The 21,383-nt window shown below is 40.4% G+C and carries 12 protein-coding genes; all 12 read left to right on the top strand.

Going from position 1 to position 21,383, the window contains the following annotated elements:
* Nucleotides 1-10: 10 nt before the first annotated feature.
* Nucleotides 11-9,508 carry an SNF2-related protein gene (locus tag G6Q06_RS06405; RefSeq protein ID WP_163566074.1) on the top strand — a complete coding sequence of 3,166 codons (9,498 nt, stop codon included), beginning with the start codon at nucleotides 11-13 and terminating at the stop codon, nucleotides 9,506-9,508.
* Between the two features lie 37 nt (nucleotides 9,509-9,545).
* On the top strand, nucleotides 9,546-11,603 hold the full coding sequence (locus tag G6Q06_RS06400) for a type IA DNA topoisomerase (protein ID WP_163566073.1): 2,058 nt from the start codon (nucleotides 9,546-9,548) through the stop codon (nucleotides 11,601-11,603).
* 45 nt (nucleotides 11,604-11,648) lie between these two features.
* On the top strand, nucleotides 11,649-12,116 hold the full coding sequence (locus G6Q06_RS06395; protein WP_163566072.1) for a hypothetical protein: 468 nt from the start codon (nucleotides 11,649-11,651) through the stop codon (nucleotides 12,114-12,116).
* Nucleotides 12,086-12,841, top strand: a complete 756-nt coding sequence (locus tag G6Q06_RS06390) for a nucleotidyl transferase AbiEii/AbiGii toxin family protein (protein WP_163566071.1) — start codon at nucleotides 12,086-12,088, stop codon at nucleotides 12,839-12,841. The genes G6Q06_RS06395 and G6Q06_RS06390 overlap by 31 nt, the downstream gene beginning before the upstream one ends.
* Before the next feature lie 176 nt (nucleotides 12,842-13,017).
* A complete protein-coding gene (locus tag G6Q06_RS06385; protein WP_163566070.1) occupies nucleotides 13,018-13,794 on the top strand; it encodes a Fic family protein in 777 nt (258 codons plus the stop codon).
* 158 nt (nucleotides 13,795-13,952) lie between these two features.
* Nucleotides 13,953-14,507: a ParA family protein gene (locus tag G6Q06_RS06380; RefSeq protein WP_163566069.1), complete on the top strand. Its 555-nt coding sequence runs from the start codon at nucleotides 13,953-13,955 to the stop codon at nucleotides 14,505-14,507.
* A gap of 15 nt (nucleotides 14,508-14,522) precedes the next feature.
* The gene (locus G6Q06_RS06375; protein ID WP_163566068.1) at nucleotides 14,523-14,768 is read left to right on the top strand and encodes a ribbon-helix-helix domain-containing protein; all 246 of its coding nucleotides are present in this window, start codon (nucleotides 14,523-14,525) and stop codon (nucleotides 14,766-14,768) included.
* A 446-nt stretch (nucleotides 14,769-15,214) separates the two neighbouring features.
* Nucleotides 15,215-15,430: a hypothetical protein gene (locus G6Q06_RS06370; protein WP_163566067.1), complete on the top strand. Its 216-nt coding sequence runs from the start codon at nucleotides 15,215-15,217 to the stop codon at nucleotides 15,428-15,430.
* Between the two features lie 43 nt (nucleotides 15,431-15,473).
* On the top strand, nucleotides 15,474-16,592 hold the full coding sequence (locus tag G6Q06_RS06365) for an ArdC family protein (RefSeq protein ID WP_163566066.1): 1,119 nt from the start codon (nucleotides 15,474-15,476) through the stop codon (nucleotides 16,590-16,592).
* Nucleotides 16,592-18,133, top strand: coding sequence for a hypothetical protein (locus G6Q06_RS06360; protein ID WP_163566065.1), 1,542 nt, complete (start codon nucleotides 16,592-16,594; stop codon nucleotides 18,131-18,133). The genes G6Q06_RS06365 and G6Q06_RS06360 overlap by 1 nt, the downstream gene beginning before the upstream one ends.
* A complete protein-coding gene (locus tag G6Q06_RS06355; RefSeq protein ID WP_205435974.1) occupies nucleotides 18,133-20,058 on the top strand; it encodes a hypothetical protein in 1,926 nt (641 codons plus the stop codon). Before G6Q06_RS06360 ends, G6Q06_RS06355 begins: the two co-directional genes overlap by 1 nt.
* Nucleotides 20,048-21,370 carry a type IV secretion system protein gene (locus G6Q06_RS06350; protein WP_163566064.1) on the top strand — a complete coding sequence of 441 codons (1,323 nt, stop codon included), beginning with the start codon at nucleotides 20,048-20,050 and terminating at the stop codon, nucleotides 21,368-21,370. The genes G6Q06_RS06355 and G6Q06_RS06350 overlap by 11 nt, the downstream gene beginning before the upstream one ends.
* Nucleotides 21,371-21,383: the final 13 nt, after the last annotated feature.

Below are 21,383 nucleotides of genomic sequence, written 5' to 3'. Positions count from 1 at the left end.
GTGGAAAGACATGTCCTTTACAGAACGCAAGAGCGCATTCACACACTTCAAGGCTCAAGAATTACAAAAACATTTAACAAACAAAAATATCCGCCTAGATCAGGCTAAGAGCCTAGAGAAAGCCTATAACCCTAGCACGGGCAATTACTATACAGACTTGCACGCTTTAGCCCTAGATGCTAAGATGTTAGAGTGTGGGTATAGCAAAAACCAGTGGATTTCTTTAAATAGAGCAAGGCTATTAGGTGCAGACCCCAAAGAGCTTGCCTATATCAAGGCAAATACTAGAAACAAACAAAACCCACAAGGGAGTATAGAAAAGGTTAGTATTTCATATCTACAGAGAAAAGATAAAGAGGGCAATGTCCTAGCAGAGCCTATTTTCAACACCACAGACCTTTATAATGTGGAAGTATTTTCCACCTTAGATACCAGCCGCTTTAAAGAACCTAATCCTCAGAGTTTATACAGACAAGAGCACAGCGCGCAGGTGCGCCTTTCTGATTTACAAAATGAGTTAAAACCGGAACACTACACACAGCTACAAGAGTATCTGCAGGCTAGAGCCCCTGCAATAGAGCAACCAAGCACAGAGCGTGTTTCTGAAGTGCAAGCCCTGCAAACTGAAGTGCAAACCTTAAGGGCTGAAGTGCAGAGATTACAAGCAGAGCGTGAGGCTGATGTGAAGGAGCACACCAAAGAGTTAGAGATGCTCAAGGCTCAAAACACAGCGATTTTAGAGCAATTAAAGCAGTTAGTGGCGCAATTTGCCCCTCCCACACAACAAGAACGCACCGCAACCATCCAAACCATACAAGAAAACACCACAGCAGAAAATACAATACAAGAAAATACCACAGCAGACAACACCATACAAGAAAATACAATATCAGACAATAACAGACAAGAAAATACCATACAAGAAAACACTACACCAGACAATACAATAGATGACAGCAATGCACCAGACAATGCCACAACAGAGAACATAGCACCAGACAACACTGCAACCAACACAGAAGATACCACGCCCCCACTCCCTAATCAAGGGCTCAATACCATAGAGCAAGAGGAGCGTAGCGCACAGGAATTAGAGACAGAGAATGCCATACCTAAAAGCCTAGCACAAGAGAATATAGCAGTAGAGAACAGCGCACTAGAGAATAACGCAACTACAGGCAACGCAGAGCAAGAGAACATGTTATTACAAAAGAGCGCAGATCAGCAGGATTTTTGGCCATGGCAAGAGCTCTTAGAAGAGATAGTAGCAGAAAGCCATTTTTCTTATGATAAGGAAAAGATAGTAACTTTGTATGGGGATTACTTGTCAGCTGATTTTGCCTTAATGCATGGTTCTGATTTTTTCAAAGCAGATAAGGGAAAACAAAAAGAAGTCCTGATAAACAGCCTCAATGAGTTCTATTTTAACAACCCTTACTATCTGCCAGTCTATACAATCCCTGAAAAATTAGAGGCTATTTGTGTGTCTTTAGAGCAAGGGAAATCCTATCTTGAAGATGTGCGCTTAAGAGGGCAACTCTTAGAGGTGTATAAGCGCCATTACTATGAAGTTGATTATGTAGGAAAAGAGGCTATCAGTCCTATCACACACCCTGAGTTTTACACACCTATGGCCAGAGTAGGGAATATTTTAGCTCAAATTTTTGATGAAAATAGAGAGCAAATTTTTATCCCTGATAGCGCTATTAGAGGGGCTTTGCCTCTTGATGAACTAAATGAGCATCTAATAAGAGGTTTGAGGATAGCTAGCATGCTTTATGAGCGTGATGCTTATGGCAAGTATCGTCCTTTCACGCCCCAGCCCTTTGCTTTTGATGTTGATTTGCAAGCAGCTATCAAGGCAGATTCTAACCCTATAGAAGTTCTAGCACAAGAACTCTATCTTTCCTTAGAGAATTTAGCACAAGACTATAGCTCACCTTTAGGATATTACAGCAACCGAATATATAGCCATGTTATGAGAGATTACTTAGAACATACTTATAAACAGGTAGAATTGGCAAAGTCTTTAGAGTCCAAAACCCAAAACCACCCAAATCCAGCACCTAATGAGTCTGTTATCAGCTCAGAGCCTGTAGAATCTACACCACTAGGAGAAGACAATGAAAGAAGCGAGTACAGAGGAGTTTATGCAAGGGGTGCAGAAGGCCATAATAATGAACAAGGAACACAAGCAGTGGTGGGAGAAACTAGCCCAAGAGTTGAGTCCACAACAGAGGGGTTACTTTCTCAGTCTAGGAGAGGAGGGAATGAGAGAGAGCGCAGGACATTACCAAGATCAACTGAAATTGAGTATCCAAATAGGCTTAGAGAGGGTCTTGGAGCATCAAGAGGAGAAGAGAAGAAAGAAAGAGATAGAGCGCGCAGATCTTCTGCTGTATCAGGAGGCAATCCAGAAGGGGATTTATCCACTAGAACGCATGCACATCCATCCATTGCATCTAAGGACATTAAAAGAGAAAATGCAGAAAGTGAATATAGAACGCTGGGAACAACTGATGTGGCTATACAACCACGAGAAGATGGAGGGTTACGAGTTTTTGCTGCTGGATCGCTGGAGAGCGTGGTTTCCCAACATGATCTATCATCTGCACATGGACATTCTATTTTCAATCATGATCGAGCAAACAAGGATGGAGCTAGCGATTCTAGATCGAACACAGGCACAGATTCAGCGCGCAATGGGGATAACAGATATGGAGATACTCCAAGAAGCACAGATTCATCCCTATCATTATTTGATCCTAGAACCCCCCAGCAAGGGGAGAAATTACAAGGAGTGTTTAAAGAAGGACAAAGAGTTAATGAAACACTCCAACCTGAGCCTAGAGGAGCTAATTGGCTAGATCAAGAGGCTATCTTTAAAACAAATAGCCTTGAACCTTTATTAGACAAACTAGCAGAGGATACCACTCATACCCAAGAAATAGACAATTCTAAGACTGATTTTAGAACTCAAGAGGAATACACCCCTACTACACCTAAAAAGCGCTGTAGAGCCAATATAGCAGCTATCAAGCTTTTAAAACAACTGGAAATAGAACAAAGAGAGGCTACCCTAGAAGAGCAAAAAATCTTAAGCGCTTATAGTGGTTGGGGCTCTATGAGTAACTTCTTTGATTCTAGTCAAGAAAGCCAAGAGTTTTTAGAGCTCTTAACACTTCTAAATCCCGCACAATACTACCAAGCCCGCGCATCAACGCTAGATGCCTATTACACCCCTAAAGTGATTGTAAATGCCATCTATGAGGGGTTGGAGCATTTTGGGTTTAACAAGGATGGCCATACCAAAGAAATCTTTGAGCCTAGTATAGGGATTGGGAATTTTCTAAACTATGCCCCACTACATGCTAATTACCACTTTAGTGCCACAGAAGTAGATGATGTGAGTGTAAGAATTGCATGCAAGCTCCATCCTAACCAAAACATCAAGCACATGGGATTTGAAAAATTTGATTTTACCCATGATTTTGATGCCTTTATTGGCAATCCTCCCTATGGTGATCATGTGATCTTTGATCAAGATACACCTAGCGGGGCTAGTGTGCACAACTACTTTGTAGGTAAAGCTCTCAAGCACTTAAAAGAAGATGGCATTCTAGCCTTTGTCATTTCTAGTTCCTTCTTAGATGCAAAAGATATCACTATGCGTGAGCACATCGCCAAACAAGCTAGCTTTTTAGGCGCAATTAGATTGCCTAATAATGTGTTTAAAGGCACAGGCACTGAAGTTACTACAGACTTAGTGTTTTTTAAAAAGGGACAAGATATAAAGCTCCACCAAGAATTTTTAGAGAGTGTGCCTTTTTATGACGCAACAGGCTTTGAAACAAAACCCTTTGCTGATAGAAAAAATATTATAGATGTGGTGGCTAAGGCCTTAAAGTTTGAGCCTAGCCTTAGCATGAGTGATCAGCCTTATGGTTATACACCTGAACAGATGCAAGCTATTGATAACTTTTTAGTAGAACATAAAAATTTGCAAAGCTTTAGGATCAATGCCTATTTTAAAAACCACCCTGAACATGTGCTGGGCAATTTAGAGTTACAAGTCTTACAACGCCCTCAGCTTACTAACACCCCCAAATCTTCCTTAAATTTAAAAGAGGCTATCTCTTCTATCATAAAAACTTTTCCCCAAGATATCTACCAGTATAGAAAAACAGAATACCCTCAAGAGCTCTTGATTTTGAATCGTTCACACCATAAATTTACCCAATATGCCCAAAGCTATCAAAGTATAGAGGCAGGTAATTTTATAGAGTTTGAAGGAGAGATTTATAAACTCAGATCAAAAGAAATAGATTATGAATCAAACACCACAAATATTATTTTAGAGCACGCGCCTAAAATTAAAACAAACATGCAAAAAAAGCGTATCCAAGCCTTTATCCCTCTAAGAGACGCGCTTAATGATTTGCTCAAAGCAGAGCTCAACCCTTTAAGCACAGATGTAGAGTTAGAGACAAAACGCACCAAGCTTAATGGTCTTTATGAGGGCTTTGTTAAGGTCTTTGGCTATTTGAATGAAAATAAAAACCGCAAAGATATTAAGGAGGACCTGCATGGTTTTAAGGTCTTGGGCTTAGAAAGAGAGTTTGATAAGGGCATTAATAAAGCTCAGGCTCAAATACAAGGTTTGGCTGTTAAAAAGCCTAGTGCTAAAAAGGCCGATATTTTTAACAAGCGCACCCTAAGCCCTAAAAAAGAATTTGTGATTAGTAATGCTAAAGAAGCTTTAATAGCTAGCGTGAGTGAGACAGGGGGGTTAGATTTAGCCTTCATGGCTAAATATTTCACAACTCAAGACATAGAAACAACCCTCTCAGAGCTCTTAGAGCAAAAACTCATTTTTAAAAACCACACAGAGAGTCCTAGCTATGTCTTGGCTAGTGATTATTTAAGTGGCAATGTCAAACAAAAACTACAAGAAGTGCAGCAAGCTATACAAGCAGGCAGAGAGGACTTAGTAGAAAATTTAAAAGCCCTAGAGGCAGTTATTCCAGCAGACATTAAGGCTATAGATATAGCCCTGCATCTAGGCACGCCTTGGATTCCACCTAAATATTACGAACAATTTCTTTTAGAGCAAGTCAGAGAGAATTACAAACAATCAGGTAAAGAGGGGGTTTTTTATCAAGAGTATGTAGAAAAGTGCCTTTGTACGGCTAAAAATTCTAGGGGCTTTCATGTGAATAACACAGAAGAATTAGACTTCTTAGGCATTAGAGATAAAAATAATGCTAATAGAATGAAAATGAGTGGGGCGCATTTATTAGAGTGCGTGCTAAACAATAGCCCTCTTGAGATTAAATACCCTGATTCTGATAAAACAGATGCAAATGGCAAGCCTGTCATGGTGATAGATGAGGAACAAACCACCCTAGCTCAAGAAAAAGCCATGCAAGTACAAGAGGCTTTCAAGGAGTGGATTTATAGTGATTATGAGCGGCGCACACATTTAGAGCAAATCTATAATGAGACCTTTAATACCGATGTGCTCAAGAACTATGAGGGATCGCATGTGCACTTGGAGGGTTTTAATTTAAACATTGATCTTAGATCACACCAAAAGAATGCTATCTTTAGAGCCATCCAAGAAAGGGTAGTTTGCTTAGATCACCAAGTGGGCGCAGGCAAGACCTTAGTAGCTATTGCAAGCTGCATGGAACAAAAGCGTATGGGGTTAATCAATAAAAGTCTAATTGCTGTGCCTAATCATCTCACAAAACAATGGGCACAAGAATTTTATAGAGCCTATCCTAATGCTAATCTCTTAGTGGTAGAAGGTGAGGATTTTAATCCTAAAAACCGCGAGCAACTCTATAACCAAATTGCCAATAATAATTATGATGCCGTGATCATTGCTCATAGCCAGTTAGAGTTCTTAGCCAATCCTGAGCAGGTCATTATGGATATGTGGGCTGAGGAGGAGGATGAGTTGCGTAGTGATAATAAAGCACTCAGAAATCTAGTGCAGAAAGGTTTATTGGATAAATCAGCCGTGATGAGTGTGCGCGCTGAGGAACAGGCTATCAAGCGCATAGGGGCTAGGTATTCTAAGTTGTTAGCACAAAATAAATCTAGAATAGATATTAGCCAGATGGGCATTGACAATTTGATTGTAGATGAAGCCCATTTGTTTAAGAATTTGGGCTTTAGCACTAATATGCAAGGCGTGGCAGGACTAGGCAACAAACAGGGCTCTAAACGCGCCACCGATCTCTTTGTCAAGACCCAATACCTACACAGCAAGGGGGCTAAGATTATGTTTTTGACCGGCACACCCATTGCTAATAGCATTGCTGAGCTTTATCATTTACAAAGGTATTTACAGCCAGAAGAACTTAAAACTAAAGGCGTTGATAACTTTGATGACTGGGCACAGACCTTTGGGCAAATCCAAGCAGATTTAGAACTAGATAGCAGCGCACAGAACTATAAGGTGGTGAGCCGTTTTTCTAAATTTAACAATGTGCAAGAGTTGAGCACGCTCTATAGGAGTTTTGCTGATGTCATTAGCAATATAGACATCCAAAAGCTTAACCCCCACTTTATACCACCCATAGAGGGGGGCAAGCCTATTAATATTGTTGTGCCAAGAAGTGAGGATGTGGCGCGCTTTATTGGGGTGCAAGATGAGAATGGAAAATTTAATGAAGGCAGCATTGTAGATCGCATGGAGAAGTGCAAGGGCAAAAGAGCAGAAAAGGGAGAGGATAATGTTTTAGCGTGTACCACAGATGCTAGAAAAGCCGCACTAGATTATCGTTTGATTGATCCAAATGCAAAGGTGCAAGATGCATACTCTAAGAGTGCAGCTATGGCTGAACAAATCTATGAGCAATACAAAGAGAGTAGCAAAGATAAGGGCACGCAATTAGTTTTTATTGGTCTTTCCACTCCTAAGGTGCATAGCCAAAGGGTGTTATTAGAGGGCAGTGCCCAAGAGAATGGGCAAAAAGATATGCAAAATAGCCAAGAGAATATTCAAGAGAATATTCAAGATAGTGTGCAAGAACTTTTAGAGAGTTTGACAGAATATAATGAGCAGGGACAAATCACACTTCCTAGCCAGCAGGAATTAGAGAGTGCATTAGAGGAACAAAAATCTAAAGCCCTAGATTTGGATACAGAAGTAGCTAGAAATGCGCGCTTTGATGTGTATAGCGATGTGTTAAGAAAGCTAGTTAATCTTGGCATTCCCCAATCTGAAATTGCCTTTATCCATGATGCCAAGAGTGAGCTACAAAAACAAGAACTCTTTAAAAAAGTTAATGCTGGAGAAGTGCGGGTGTTGCTGGGTAGTCCTGCTAAGATGGGGGTGGGCACAAATGTGCAAGAGCGCCTAGTAGCAGGGCATTTTTTAGATTGTCCTTGGAGGCCTGATGAGCTCTTACAAATGGAAGGGCGCTTGATTAGACAAGGTAATGTGCTCTTTGAAAGAGAGCCTGAACACTTTACTATCAAACTCTTTAGATACGCCACAGAGCAAACCTATGATAGTAGGATGTGGCAAATCATAGAGAGCAAGAGCAAAAGTTTAGAGCAATTTAGAAATGCCCATAAATTAGGCATTAGAGAGTTAGAAGACATCAGTATGGGCAGTGCAGATGCTGGGCAGATGAAGGCTTTAGCAACAGGTAATCCCTTGATTGTGCAAGAGGTAAAACTTAGACAAACACTAAAGAGAGAGGAAAATCTCTATAAGGCTTTTTTAAAAGAACAGCACTTCAAACAAGAGAGTTTATCAAGGCATAAAAGCATATTGCAGCACACACAGGAACAACTAGATATTCTAAACACTCTTTTAGAACTTAGAGAGTCTAGAAAAGAGTCTGTAAAGATTGAGCTTTATGAGGAGGCAAGCCAGAAACAAGTCTTTCATCTCTTAAAATCTGATGAGTCAAGCAAACAGAATCTAGAGCGTATAGAAACCCTTTTTAAATCTCTGGTGCAAAATGCCCTAGAGAATGAAGGCACAGAGATAGATGTGATGGGCTATAGAGGCTTGCGCTTTAAGGTCATGTGCTATTTAAACAAGCTAGCGTTTTATATCTGCCATCCTGATAATCCTCATTGCTATATCCAGCCAGATAATCTAAGCTACAGCAAAGACAAACAAAGTCTACTAGATACAGGGAGTTTCAAAGACATAGAGTTTAAAAGTTTCTTGCGCAAGTGTAACCATAGCTTAGAGAGATTAGAAAAAGAAGTTCAAAGAGAGCAAGAACACTTGAAAACAGCACAACAAGAGATTAAAAGCTTAGAGACATTGCTAGAAAAGACAGGAGAATACCCTAAATTAATCTATCTACAAGCCCTCAAAGAGGATCATCAAGAGCTCTTAAAAGAAATTGCTAAATGCAGTGCAGATAGGAATTATAAAAGTGGGTTTGTAGCTAGGGCTGAGAAGTTTGATAGAAAAACAATGCAACAGGATACACAAGAAATTACAGCAACATACAATGCCATACAAGACAACACCACACAAGAACATACAACAACAGAAAACACAACAACAGACAATATTACACCACACGACACCCAAGAGAAGCCAGAAAGTAAAGAGAGCACTCTAACAAGTGGAGAGACTAATATAAACTCCCAAGAGCATCTAACACAAGAACCCGCCACACAAAGAGATGTCTATTTAGAAGAAATCAAAGCTATGAATGCCTTTTTGATAGAGGAGGAGGCGCGTTTGAGAGCTGAATTAGCAATAGAAGAGCCACTTTATGAGTCGTGGATGCAAAAGGCATTAGAACACCAACAGGCATATTGGGAGCTTTGGCGTCAATGTAGTTCTATAGAATTTCGCATAAAAAGAGCAGAAGAAGGCCAAGAGGAAATCCTGCCACAAGAGTTAAAACACTTGGAGCAAGAGTGCACACGGCTTAATTTAGAACAAAAGCAACAGGAAAAAGCCCTAAAAGAACATGTGAGATTTGCAGAGGTATCCCATGACGAAGAAAAACTCAAAAATGCCTATCCACGAATCTGTTATTTAAAATCTTTGAGACTTGATCATGAAGCTATCCTCACAGAAATAGAGCGCACTAAAGAAGACCCAACCTACATTAGCACCTTTAGACCAAAATACTCTGATAATGCGAGCTGGCATGCCGTTACTACCCCTTCTGATGCAGAGCAAAATAGAATAACACAAATCTTAGAGCAGGCAAAACAACGCCAAGAAAACTACAAGCAGGAACGAGACAATCTCTTACTAGGCTATGAACAAAATTCCCTCAACCAAGCTAAAACAGAGAAATTAGCCAAGTTGATGTTTGAGATTGCAGAGCCTAAACTTTTTGCAACCTACAATGCTCCTGAAGTAGGCGGAGGCATGATGAAAGAACTTCTTAAGGATTTCAAACGCTGTATTGAAGAAGGGAAGGAGGCTTTAGTTTGTCTTAATGAGAGCAGGCAGTGTGAAGGCTTAGAGCAACAAGAACACAAGAAAAAATCAAAAGGCAGAAGATGAGCCAATACCCTAGAGACCTTCAAGGAAAAGGATAACCATGCAAAAGCCAGACATCATCATCATTGAATCCCCCAATAAAATCAAAAAGATTGCCAGCATCACAGGAGCTAAAGTCCTAGCCACCATAGGGCATTTTATGGAGCTTGAGGGCATTGAGGGAGAAAACTTTACGCCTAAGTTTGCCTACAAAGCAGATAAGAAACAACAGATTTATGCGATGATTGAGCAATGCAAAAACAAGAAAGTTTGTATTGCCACAGACCCAGATAGAGAGGGTTATGCCATTGGCTACATGTTCTATGAGAAGATCAAAAATGTGGCCAAAGAGGTGTTTAGAGCCCAGTTTCACGAGATTACAGAGAGTGGGATTAATAAGGGCTTACAAAGTGCCTTATTGTTTAAAAACACAAACTTCAATTATTATGAGAGCTTTTTAGCTAGGAGTGTGAGCGATTATTATATTGGTTTCACACTCTCTCCCTATTTAGGGGATTGTTTGCAACAAAGAAAGGGCAATAGTGCAGGCAGGGTGCAAACCCCTTGTTTGAAACTCATTGTAGATAGAGACAAAGAGATAGAGGCTTTTAAAGCCCTGCCAGAGAGCCAGAGGGTGAGCTACCAAATGCAGGCTAAAATCTATGATGCGCACAATAAAGAGGTCATCTTGAGGCATTGTGATAGTGAGGGTAAGGAAATCAAGTTTGAAAGCCAAGAGCAAGCCTTAGCAGTGCTTGCACCTCTTAAAGAGTGCAAAGTGGCTTTAGTGTTAGATGTCCAGCATTCTACAACCTCAAGCCCACCCTCCAAGCCCTTCATCACCTCTAGCCTTTTAAAGGCAGGCAGTAGCCAGTTAGGTTTGAGCACCCAACAAGTCCAAGAGTGCGCTCAAAAGCTCTTTGAAGCAGGCTTAATCACCTACATTAGAACCGATGCAGAGACACTTAGCCAAGAGTTTTTAGAGAAAGCAGAAAGCTTTTATAAGTCTATTTATCCAAATTTTTATGAGCGCAGGAGTTACAAGGCAAAAAATAGCCAAGCAGAGGCACATGAAGCCATTAGAATTACCCATTGCCACAAATTTGAAGACACAGAGAATGTTTTAGCCCAAGCAGGCATCACATCTAGCCAAGAGCAAGCCCTCTACACTTTGATTTTCCAAAGGACACTAGAGAGTCAGGGCAAAGTAGCTATCTATACCAAGCAAGACTTGCTTTTCAAAGTCAAAGATGGCTTTTTTAAGTGCAGTGTGCGCTCTTTGCAAGAGGCGGGGTATTTAGCCATGTTTAAACGCACAGAGCAAACAAAAGGTGCAGAGCAAGCAGAGAATGAGCAGAATGCGCATTTGGACTTAAAAGTAGAGAGCGTAGTTAGTCTTATAGCTTTAGAGATGGCTAAAATCCATAAACATGCTAAGAGTGCCTACGCAGAAGCAAGCTTCATAGAAGTCTTAGAAAAAAATGGCATAGGTAGACCCAGCACCTATGCAAGTTACTTGCCCAAGCTCCTCAGTAGAGAATACATCTACATCACACCAGATAAAAAACGCGTTGTGAATGCTACCCATAAGGGGCAAAAGGTTATTAGTATTTTTGAAAAGAGCCCTTATAGTTGGATTGTAGATACCCAATTTACTGCCTTGATAGAAGAGCTTTTAGACAAGATTGCTAGAGAGGAGTGTAGCTATGTGGAGTATATGCAAATGATTGCTAAGAAATGCCCTAAGATGCCAAACAAAACCCCAAGAGAGCCCTATCCACCTAGAGCTCCTAAAGAAAGCCAGATTAAATATGTGCAGGATATTTTAAGGGATTTGGATATGGAGTTACCCAGTGAGTTTGCTGGCTATGCTCAAGATGATAGAGTGGCTAAGGCCTTCTTAGACAAATTCATCCCTAAACACAAAGAGATCAGAGAAAAGGCTAAACAAGAAGGGGGTTATCTAGGCAATGGTGCTCCTGCAAATAAACCCGCTACTACAAAGCAAATTGCCTTTGCTGAAAGCTTGTCTAAAAAATACAATGTGAAGTTGCCTAAAGATTACAAGAGTAATATGCAGGTGTGTAGTAGTTTTATTGAGGAGTGGAGGGGGAAATAAAGAGAAAGGGTATAATGGGGGAAAAGTGAATATGAAGGAGATCGTATGTTGCATATTCCACCCACATCTAAAGAGGTGTATGTAAGTGGTATTGTGGCTTTGAATATCTATTGCCCTGAATTAACAGGTGATTGGCACAGCTCAAGTTCGCTCAGAGAGAATGCCTTCCCTATGGATATTTATATCTATGGCAAAAACCAAAAATATAACACTAATCATCTACTAGATGATTTAGGTGTAATTGATGGCACTAAACGCTTGAATGATATGGGTTACTACCCTGAAAATGCACCTATCTATATTGCTGATCACCCTAGGGCGTGTGTGGATTATCTTTATACTTCTGTCCTGCAATCAGGAATATTGGGGGAGATTATGTTGGATGAGTGGTTTCCCACCATTGAAGACAAACAAAGAGTGTATACTCTATTAGAAGCCATGCAACCTGAACTAAATCCTAAAGAAAAAGAGATATTAAAGGCATGGATGGCAAGAAACCCCATAGCGGAATAGAATTAACACCAGAGGAAACCCATCATAAAAAGTTGATGGTGAGCATTTTAAGGAAGCTTGCTGACACGCCAATGATTTTGAAGGGCGGGACAGCCCTATATTTGGGCTATGGCTTGAATCGCTTTTCTGAAGACTTAGATTTTGATTGCCATAAAAAGATAAATCTGGTAGGCAGGCTTAAGTCTGCCATTCCTGATGGAATCATTCTAAATGAAATCTACACTAAAAAGGACACAGACACCGCAGGGCGTTATGTGGTGAGTTACCACACTCAAGATGCTCAAGAAACTAGACAGCTGGTAGTGGAGGTTTCTTACAGGAATGCTCCACCTGAGAGCGAAGTTAATCTTATTGATGGGATGCGAATCGCATCTATCAAATGTCTGATTGATAACAAGTTGCGCGCCACCTTTGATGGAAAAAACACAAGGGTTAAGGCTAGAGACCTATTTGATTTGCATTTTCTAGCTAAAAACTATGCTGAACATTTCACGCCTGATTTTGCTAGGCGTTTGATGGAGTTTAGCAAAAACCCAGATGAATTAGTCAGCCTATACGAGAATAATGCAAAAAACGACTCCATTTTAAACAAGATTATGGATACAGAAATAATTGTTTTAGAGCTTAATGCAATGGCAATAGATTTGCATAATAAACATTCCCAGTCCATTGCTACACCACAGCATCCAGAACCCCCCACACCCTCTAAACGCAGGCACAGGTGATCAGCATTGTAAAATATATTTTACAATAAATAATATATTATTTAAGTTTAAGTTTAAGTTTAAATGTTTAAAAGTCTTAAATGTTATAAAATATTTTAAATATTTTAAAATATTGAAAAATATTAATATATTTTATAATGGATTTTATGTACAACAGACACAACAAAAGGCTATAAATGGACTACCAACAACTTCTTACCAACGCAGAATATTTACTCGATCTTACCATTAGAATGGCACACCACAGCACAGCCATTGAAGGTAATTCTCTCACACAGAATGAAACAGCAAGTATTTTAGTGGAGGGTTTTATCCCTAGGGCAATGAATGAGAGAGAATACTATGAGGTTAAAAACTACCAGCAACTTATGCCTTTTTTGCTCACAAATTTAGAGAGTAAAACACATATAGACAATGAGTTTATCAAAAAAATCCATGCTATTCTCATGCAACATCTCATTGACAACCACGGAAAGTTTAAGACCATTCAAAATGTCGTATTAGGTGCAGACTTTGAAACAGAAAAACCTTATAGAGTCCCCACAACACTCAAAGACTGGTGTGATAATCTTGCTTACCAACTAGATCGTGCACAGAGCGATGATCAGAAGCTAGCTATTATCATGGATGCCCATATTAAATTTGAGCGCATCCACCCCTTTAGTGATGGGAATGGGCGCACGGGGCGTTCTTTGATCTTTTATAGTGTGCTAGAACACAATCTTATGCCCTTTGTAATCACTAAAGAAGTAAAAGATACCTACATGCAGGCTATGCGCACGGAGAATACAGAGCAGTTAACCCAACTGGCTAAAGAAGCACAGATAATAGAAAAAAAGAGGATAGAAAGTTTTTTAGAACAAAACAAACACCGCATAGAAGTACCAAACGCCACTTCTTCTAGCCAATCAGATTGGCTAGAGCCTAGAAAACGCAAAGGACGAGGACGCTAGAAATCTACACTCTCAATAGATTTTAATATATTTTAAAATATCTCATACATTCTTAAATTTTTTAAACATTTAAATATTTTTAAGATTTTAAATCATTTTTATATTGTATAATACATTCGTATTAGTTGTATCCATTCTATACAAAGGAGCTAAAGCACATGATCATCTCTGTGATCAACAAAAAAGGAGGTGTAGGCAAGAGCGCTTTTAGCTTCTCTATTGCTAAGGATTTGGGATTGTTTTTACAAAGTAATGACAATTCTCTTATTGAGCAGCTTTATCCGGGCAAAGCTAAGATCAGTGCTTATCCTAAGTTGATTGCTAATTGTGTCTATGACTTTGGGGGGTTTGTGCAAAAGGGTGTGTTGGAGATTCTTAAAGCCAGTGATGTGCTACTTATGCCCTGCACCCCGCTTTATAATTCTATCTTGCGCACTTTAGAGAGTCTGCAGGAGTTGCACCCCATCAATCCTAACATCTTTGTCCTCATCACAAATTGGACTAGCTTGTCAGAAAGGCAACAATGCGCCCAAAAGATTCAAGAAAAATATAAACATCTCTCTTTCTTTTACTTCAAGCACTCTAAAATCTTAGAAAATAGCATGCAACAGGGCTTGAGCTTTACAGAACTTGCTAGCCTTAGTCCTTTGGCTAAAAATGCTTACAAGCACTTCATAGAGGAATACACCCGCCTTTTAAACACTCTATCTTAATAAGGAAAATCACACATGGATAGCATAGATGCAGCTTTAAACCATCCCATCACACAAGAAGACACTTTTCAAAACAAGGAGCAATCAGAGAGAAAAAAGCCTGGACGCAAGAAAATCCCTACTGAAGAACTAAAAAAGAACTACACCGTGCAGTTATACTTTTCAAAAGAGGAATATGAAAAACTAGGAAAACTAGCCTATGAGGAGGCAGAGAGTGTAAGCTCTTATATCAAGCGCCAAATTGTAAAGATGTTACGCTAGTTAGGATGCGCTTGTTCTTGTAACACGCATACTAGCATAGTTGCAAAGCTTGGTTTATGTGAACAAGCATTTAATTTTATTTAATATTTTAAACATTTTAAAATCTCTGCGTTTAAGGTTTGCCTTTCACTCTTAGGGCGTGCAAATGCCCTATAGTGCGCATGTGCAAGAAAAAGATATTTTTTTCAATCCATTTACTTTTGTGCTAAAAGCTTGTAAAAGCCCTACTACACGCACTTTTAAACCCCTCTCTTAGTATCTTAATATTAGCTTAAAAACTAGAAGCATCTCTTGAGAAAAACAGATAAACTTCCCTATTTTAGGCACTTTAGTAAGGATACACGCTTTAAATTTTAAGCTTAATTTTGATCTGACACTGGCTAGCTTGTGCCTTTCATCTAAAAATGCCATACTCAAGGTTATATTTAGCATCAAAGGATAGCCACATGCAAAAACCAGAGACAGAAGCACAAACAGAACCCCTAGCACTCACAGAGGGCAGTTACCCACTAAGAAAAGAGGAGGTTTTAGAGTGGGCACAATATGGTGTGCCTTTGCAAGAGGAGCTAGAGCCTACACACCAAACACCAAGCGCTCCTACACTGCCTGATGAGCCTTGGCTAGATAGCATGGACACAGAGGATGAAGGGCAAGAGTTTTAAAGCAATGCCAAATCACAAATACTAAAAATAAGGGAGAGAAAAAATGAGCAAATCTTGGGAAGCAATGAGTGTAGCCGAACAAAAGGCGATGTTTAGAGATTTTCTAGCTAATGAGATTAATTTGGCTCTTGAGCAAGGCTTAACCTTCAAGCCCAATAACAGAGCCTATAACACCTATTCAGGTAGTGCTTATAGTGGCTTGAACGCCTTGATTTTAGATGCTAAACAGCAAGAGGGCAATTATACTAGCAATGCGTGGATTAGTCTTGAGGAAGCCCAACACTTAGGAGCAGATGCTAGAGAGTTAGAGTTTATCCACAACAACACAGAGTCTAGCCAAAACCCTCAAGGCTCAATCAAAAAGGCGAGCATTAGCTATATTAAGACCCATGAAATACAAAGTGTCCCTAAGAAAGATGCTTTTGACAACCCCATTCCCTTACTAGATGCCAATGGCAACCAACTCCATGACAGATATGGCACATACTTGTTTGAGATGGAAAAAGTGCGCGTAGAAATCCCCCCTAGATTAGAGATCAAGCACCTCTACAATATAGAATGCTTTAAGAGCCTTGATCAAACACGCCTAAAACCCTTAGATTCTAAGAGCCTCAAACCCATGTATGTTGGACAATACTTTTCTGTAGAAAACAAGAATCTAGTCATCCACGATCTCTCTGCTAAACTCACAACACCACAATACCAAAGAGTGTTAGACTATGCAAGCCAGTATAACCAACACAACCAGCAATACGCCAGAAATGCGCAACAGCCCTCACAAAGGCATACAGGGGCAAACACACCTAAGCCAAGCCAGTCCACTCAAAGCAATGTGCCACGCTATGCAAATCAGTCTAACCAACCATACCATCAAGCCCCCTCAAACAACAACCAGACAAACCCATACAATCCAGAAATGGCGATGCCACAAGCACCAACCGCTATGGAAAACCAACAGGCTGTGCAGATGGGGCAAATGATGGCACAGATGATGCAGATGTTGCAAGAGCAACAGAAAGTGATGCAAATGTTACAAGAACAAGACAAAACCATCCAGAAGATGGCTCAAGACATTACATGGCTCAAGCAGCAACAGCACACCCAAAACAATGCCCTAGAGGCAGTGCACTTTGCAACACCCTCTAAGGGGAGGGGTCGTTGATGGATAACTTCCTCAATGGCTTTTTGAAAGCGTGGCGCTCTTGGCGCAGTGATGGGAGGGAGGCTTTTATGCGTGCTTTCTTGCAGGAAGTGCAACAAGCTAAACCCCGTGATTCAGAACATTTTTTTACACTCTTAAAACAAGAAATGCAGGCTGTGAGTACTGCTAGAAGTGTAGCAGATCAACAAGACATCTTGGCAGTTAGTGATTATATAGACACTCTCAAAGAAGAGATGCAACACACTTTAGACAATACTTTAGAGCAAGCCCAGATAAAGCCAGAGTTATCAGAGCGTAGTAAGAGCGCTACTAGGCAGATAGAGCAACAAGAGGCCCAACAATTGACGCCGTTGTTCCAAGGGCTCCAAGAGCAACAACAAATAATCCACAAGATAGCTCAAGAGATTGCACAGCTCAAAATCCCACAACTCCAAGAGAGCTTAGAAGAACAAGAGCTCCTACAAAGCATTTCAATTTTTAAAGATGAAATCCAAGAGATAGTAACAGAACAACCAAACAGATTAGAGCAAGAGTTAGACACTGCTAAAGCCAAAAACCCAACAGAGCAAAACCAAGAGAGCCAGTCAGAGCTATTCAACAATTCAGAACAAGGCCTAGAGATAACGAATAAAACATCAGAGACCCCAGAGCCCAAACAGACTCCACCACAAGCCACAGACATAGAAAACAAATATGCCAAACTACACAGCTACTTCAAGCAAGTAGAGTTGGATGTGCAGCAAAAGCGCATCAAGACCAAGTCCGATTTTAAAGAGAGCTTTTTAAACTATGCCAAATCCCACATGACAGAGGCAGAGCTCAAAGTCCTATTGGTGCTCTCTCAAAAGCAACCCAGCAAGCTCACCCAAGAACACCGCAATCTCATTAATGACGCTTTAGAGCAGGCTCATGGCAATAAGCACATGCAAGATAGAGGCTTGCAACTGAGTGTTAAAGCCGTGTTAGGATACCCCTTGGAGGCAGAACACTACACCACCATCCAAAGCTATGTGCAACAATGCCAAGCAAGCTTAGAGCCTATGGATGGTAAAGTTGCTGGTGCGATGCATCAATATTTAGCAAAAATGCAAAGGAGCAGAGAAACTAGCCAGCAAGAAGCCGTTCAAATAAGAGAAACCACCCCAGAGCAAAGCCTAGATAGCACACCGCTAAGCATAGACAGATACCCAAACCAAGTTCAAACCAACAACCAAGCACAAACAACCCCTACTCTAAACAGCACAGCCCAGCAGGAGGTAGAACAAAAGCCCAGTGTTCATCTAGGGTCTGCTACAACAAATAGTTACACCACTTCAGATGAACTAGACCAACAAGCACAGACCAATACTCAAGCCCAACCAGTGGCAAACAACACACCTACACGCATACCTGAGCCGTGGATAGAATCCCAAAACTCTAGCAAGCCTTGGTTAGAGACGCAGACACAAGATGCACAAGTATCCAATGCGCAAACAGCCCAGCAAGAAGTTCCAAAACCTTGGCTAGATGCTCCAGCAAAACCTAGAGGCAGAAGACGTTAATGGCTTATATCAAAGATGCGATTTATCTGCCCTTAGATAGCATTTTGCAAGATTTTGGTTATGTGCTAGATAAAGGAAAAAGCAGCCTAAACAACCCTGTGCTCAAGCACCCTAATGAAAAAGGCAAGCTTGTCATCAAAAACAGCGCCGGGAGTTACTACTACTTCAACACGGAGGATAAAAGTGATAAGGGCAATATCATTAACTTTTGCCAAAAACGCGGGTTAAGATTAGAGGATTTGATTAAGAGAGAGGCACACTACAGACCCAAGACCCCTACAATCGCTCAAACTAGCCAACAAGAACACAAAAGCGTTAAAGAAGTCTTTCAATCTCTACCCCTCTATGATTTAGACAAGAGCCCACTACTTTTACAAAGAGGTATTCAAGACGCACTCTTTAAAAGCTACCAGCACTCTTTGAGGGCTGATAAATATAATAATCTCTGTGTGCCTAATTATCTTTGTGAAAATCAAAGACTTGTATTGAGCGCTATTAGCAAACGCTTGAATCAGCCACTCAACACCCATATAGATGGCTCACCCAGAGAAAAGCCCTTAAAAGAGCTTTGTGAGGGCTCTAAGGGCGTGCAAATGCTTGTGCCTAGTGAAGGCTTGAGAGCTGTGAAGTCTATTGTGATGACAGAGAGTATCTTGGATAGTATGGCTTATTTGCAGATGAAAGGTTTGAGCCCTGATACAACTCTATTACTAGGCAGTGCAGGGCAATTTGCCTTAGAGAAGATAGAGGCTTTTTTCAAACAGCTTTTCAAAGACATAGAACAAGACAAGAATCAAGCCTATCAGCAGTATGTGCAAGATGTGCAAGCCTATAAGCAGTGGAAGCGTTATGAAAAAGAGCAAGCCCAAAAGCCTAAAGACACGCAACCTAGCATAAGCAAGACTTTAAAGATTACTTTTTCAAGACCCAAATACGCAGACAAGCACAATCCTAAAGATATACCCGTGCAAGGTTGGCAAGAACAGAGTGTGAATACTCTAGCAGAGTTAGCACAAGCTATAAAATCTTTCCCTTATTCTAGTGCAGTGTTTGAGAAGGGTTATCGCAACGCTACTAATGCTAAGAGTTTTACCAATCTGTTAATCTATGATATTGATAATGACAAGTATAATCCCCAACTCCCTCTCAAACAAGCGCAAGATTTACTAGAAAAACAGGGCATTGAAAGCTTGGTGATGCCCTCTAAGAGCCATCAGATAGAAAAGAACGGACACATCGCTGATAGGTATCGTATCCTCATCCCCACAGCGCAGTCTTTAGGCTGTTTAGATACAGAAAGCTTTGTGGGATTAAATAGCTTGGTGGCTAAGACTTTGGGCTTATATGCCTATGTAGACAAGAAAGTCTTAGTGGATAGGGGAAGGGCGTATTATAAGAGCCCTGAGAGTGCCGAGTCTGTGTTTGTGAAAGGCAAGATATTAGACATAGAGCCCTTCAAACAGCAAGTCTCTCAAAATCTCTTTGAGAAGAAAGTTCCTAGACAAGTATTCACCCCTCCTAGTGTAGTTAATCCCCCTGATTTATCTGTCAATATCATTTTAGCTTGTGATAATGATGAGCAGGGGCAACGCTACACACAGGTGTTAGAGGAGATACTATTCAATCTTACCAATCAATTACCAGAAATCTACACCCCCTTTGCCAAAGATTGCAACGATGATCTCAGACTAAGCCAGATTATAGGGGAAACAAGTGCAAACGCCAGTAGTGTGTATGGGTATGTTTCTAGGGGACTTGAGCAGTTAGAAAGCCCCTATGTCTATACCAAGAGCAAGAGAGAGATTTTAGAGAAATTAGAAAATATTGCCACAATCAAAGATTTTAATACCAGCACTACAAACAGATTAGAAAAGGCGCGCACACAGGTAGAATCAAAATTCAAAAAGAGATGGCATGGAAAATAGCATAGATAAGAATTTAAGCATATACGACACCATTTTATCTTTCTTTGTCTCACCCTCACAAAAGCTAACGGGTGATTTAGCAAAATCTATGACAGACTTTTTCCATGTCCAACTGAGTTTGAACATTATCATCTCCTTTTTGTTTATGTGGTGGGCATATCGGCGGCTTAAAGAGGGCGATATTTTCCAACTGAAAACCTTGATGGGTGTATTAGTTTTTTTTGTGTTCATGGGAGTGTTGAACTGGGCGATAGAACAGCCTATAGAATTTATGACAAAGACAAGAGAGATCATTACTGCACCTGCCAATGCCTTGAGCAATGTGGTTAGTGTTGCTATCAACAAAAACATCGTAGCTTTAAAAAATTATACTCCCTCCGCATCCCTAGATAAATCTTTAGGAACATTGGTGGATAGCACCTATTACACTATTACACACCTCTATGATTCTGTATTTCATGATTTAGGTTTCAAGCTATTTTTTCAAGTTTTTCCACAACTAATCGTGTTTTTGTTATTGGTTGTGGCACAAATCTTGTTTTTAGGACTGGTGCTTATTATTGTGTTATTAGTTTCCGTGGAAATGGCTATTTGGCTAGCTTTGGGCATTGTGGTCTTGCCCCTAGCATTATTCCCCCAAACTAAAGGAATGTTGTTTAGCTATTTGAAAAAATTAGTGTCTTTGACCTTCTACCAGCCTTGTATGACTTTAGTGGCATTTTTCAATTTGCAGGTTTTAAACTTCATCACGATAAGAATTCCTACAAGAAATGAGCTAGAGGCTGGAGCATTTAATGGGGCTAATCAATTACTCCAACAGCAAAACAAGGATATGGGAGAATTTTTAGACATCATAGGCTACTTCATTATCATTATTTTGGCTTCTATGATTTGTTTCTATCTTGTCAAACGCATCCCAGACTTTATCAACAATATTTTTGGTACAAGCGGAGGTGTGGGGGCTATCACTGAAATGATGCAAAAGATAAGCATGACAGCTGGAGGTGTGATTGTGGGGGGTTCTATGGTGATGGCAGCTAATAAAATGAGCCAAGCTTACCAGAGTGCTGGAGGGGGAGTAGCAGGCTTAAGAGCAGGTCTAGGGGCTCTAGCTACAATGGGAGCAACAGGGGGCTTGAGTGCTCTAACAGACAAAGAGGCGCTAAGTTCTGGGGTTAAGTTTGGTGTGCAGAGTATCAAAAGTGCTTTCAATGTGGGACAAAGTAGCCATCCTGAATCTGTAAGTCATAGTGTGAGTGCTGGCAATGCTAAGGGTGGTGAAAACACGACTGAAAGAAATATTTCACAATGAGCAACTAGTAAGA

It is taken from the genome of Helicobacter suis, from assembly GCF_902196135.1.
GTDB classification, from domain to species: domain Bacteria; phylum Campylobacterota; class Campylobacteria; order Campylobacterales; family Helicobacteraceae; genus Helicobacter; species Helicobacter suis_A.
The sequence above is the reverse complement of the archived record's forward strand: the minus strand, read 5'-3'. Positions and strand labels throughout refer to the sequence as shown.

Excerpts from the sequence above, each read along its gene's own strand:
- G6Q06_RS06390 (WP_163566071.1), top strand. The coding sequence starts at position 12,086 with ATGGATGGCAAGAAACCCCATAGCGGAATAGAATTAACACCAGAGGAA.
- G6Q06_RS06395 (WP_163566072.1), top strand. The coding sequence starts at position 11,649 with ATGTTGCATATTCCACCCACATCTAAAGAGGTGTATGTAAGTGGTATT.
- G6Q06_RS06405 (WP_163566074.1), top strand. The coding sequence starts at position 11 with ATGTCCTTTACAGAACGCAAGAGCGCATTCACACACTTCAAGGCTCAA.
- G6Q06_RS06385 (WP_163566070.1), top strand. The coding sequence starts at position 13,018 with ATGGACTACCAACAACTTCTTACCAACGCAGAATATTTACTCGATCTT.
- G6Q06_RS06355 (WP_205435974.1), top strand. The coding sequence starts at position 18,133 with ATGGCTTATATCAAAGATGCGATTTATCTGCCCTTAGATAGCATTTTG.
- G6Q06_RS06365 (WP_163566066.1), top strand. The coding sequence starts at position 15,474 with ATGAGCAAATCTTGGGAAGCAATGAGTGTAGCCGAACAAAAGGCGATG.
- G6Q06_RS06370 (WP_163566067.1), top strand. The coding sequence starts at position 15,215 with ATGCAAAAACCAGAGACAGAAGCACAAACAGAACCCCTAGCACTCACA.
- G6Q06_RS06350 (WP_163566064.1), top strand. The coding sequence starts at position 20,048 with ATGGAAAATAGCATAGATAAGAATTTAAGCATATACGACACCATTTTA.
- G6Q06_RS06375 (WP_163566068.1), top strand. The coding sequence starts at position 14,523 with ATGGATAGCATAGATGCAGCTTTAAACCATCCCATCACACAAGAAGAC.
- G6Q06_RS06360 (WP_163566065.1), top strand. The coding sequence starts at position 16,592 with ATGGATAACTTCCTCAATGGCTTTTTGAAAGCGTGGCGCTCTTGGCGC.
- G6Q06_RS06380 (WP_163566069.1), top strand. The coding sequence starts at position 13,953 with ATGATCATCTCTGTGATCAACAAAAAAGGAGGTGTAGGCAAGAGCGCT.
- G6Q06_RS06400 (WP_163566073.1), top strand. The coding sequence starts at position 9,546 with ATGCAAAAGCCAGACATCATCATCATTGAATCCCCCAATAAAATCAAA.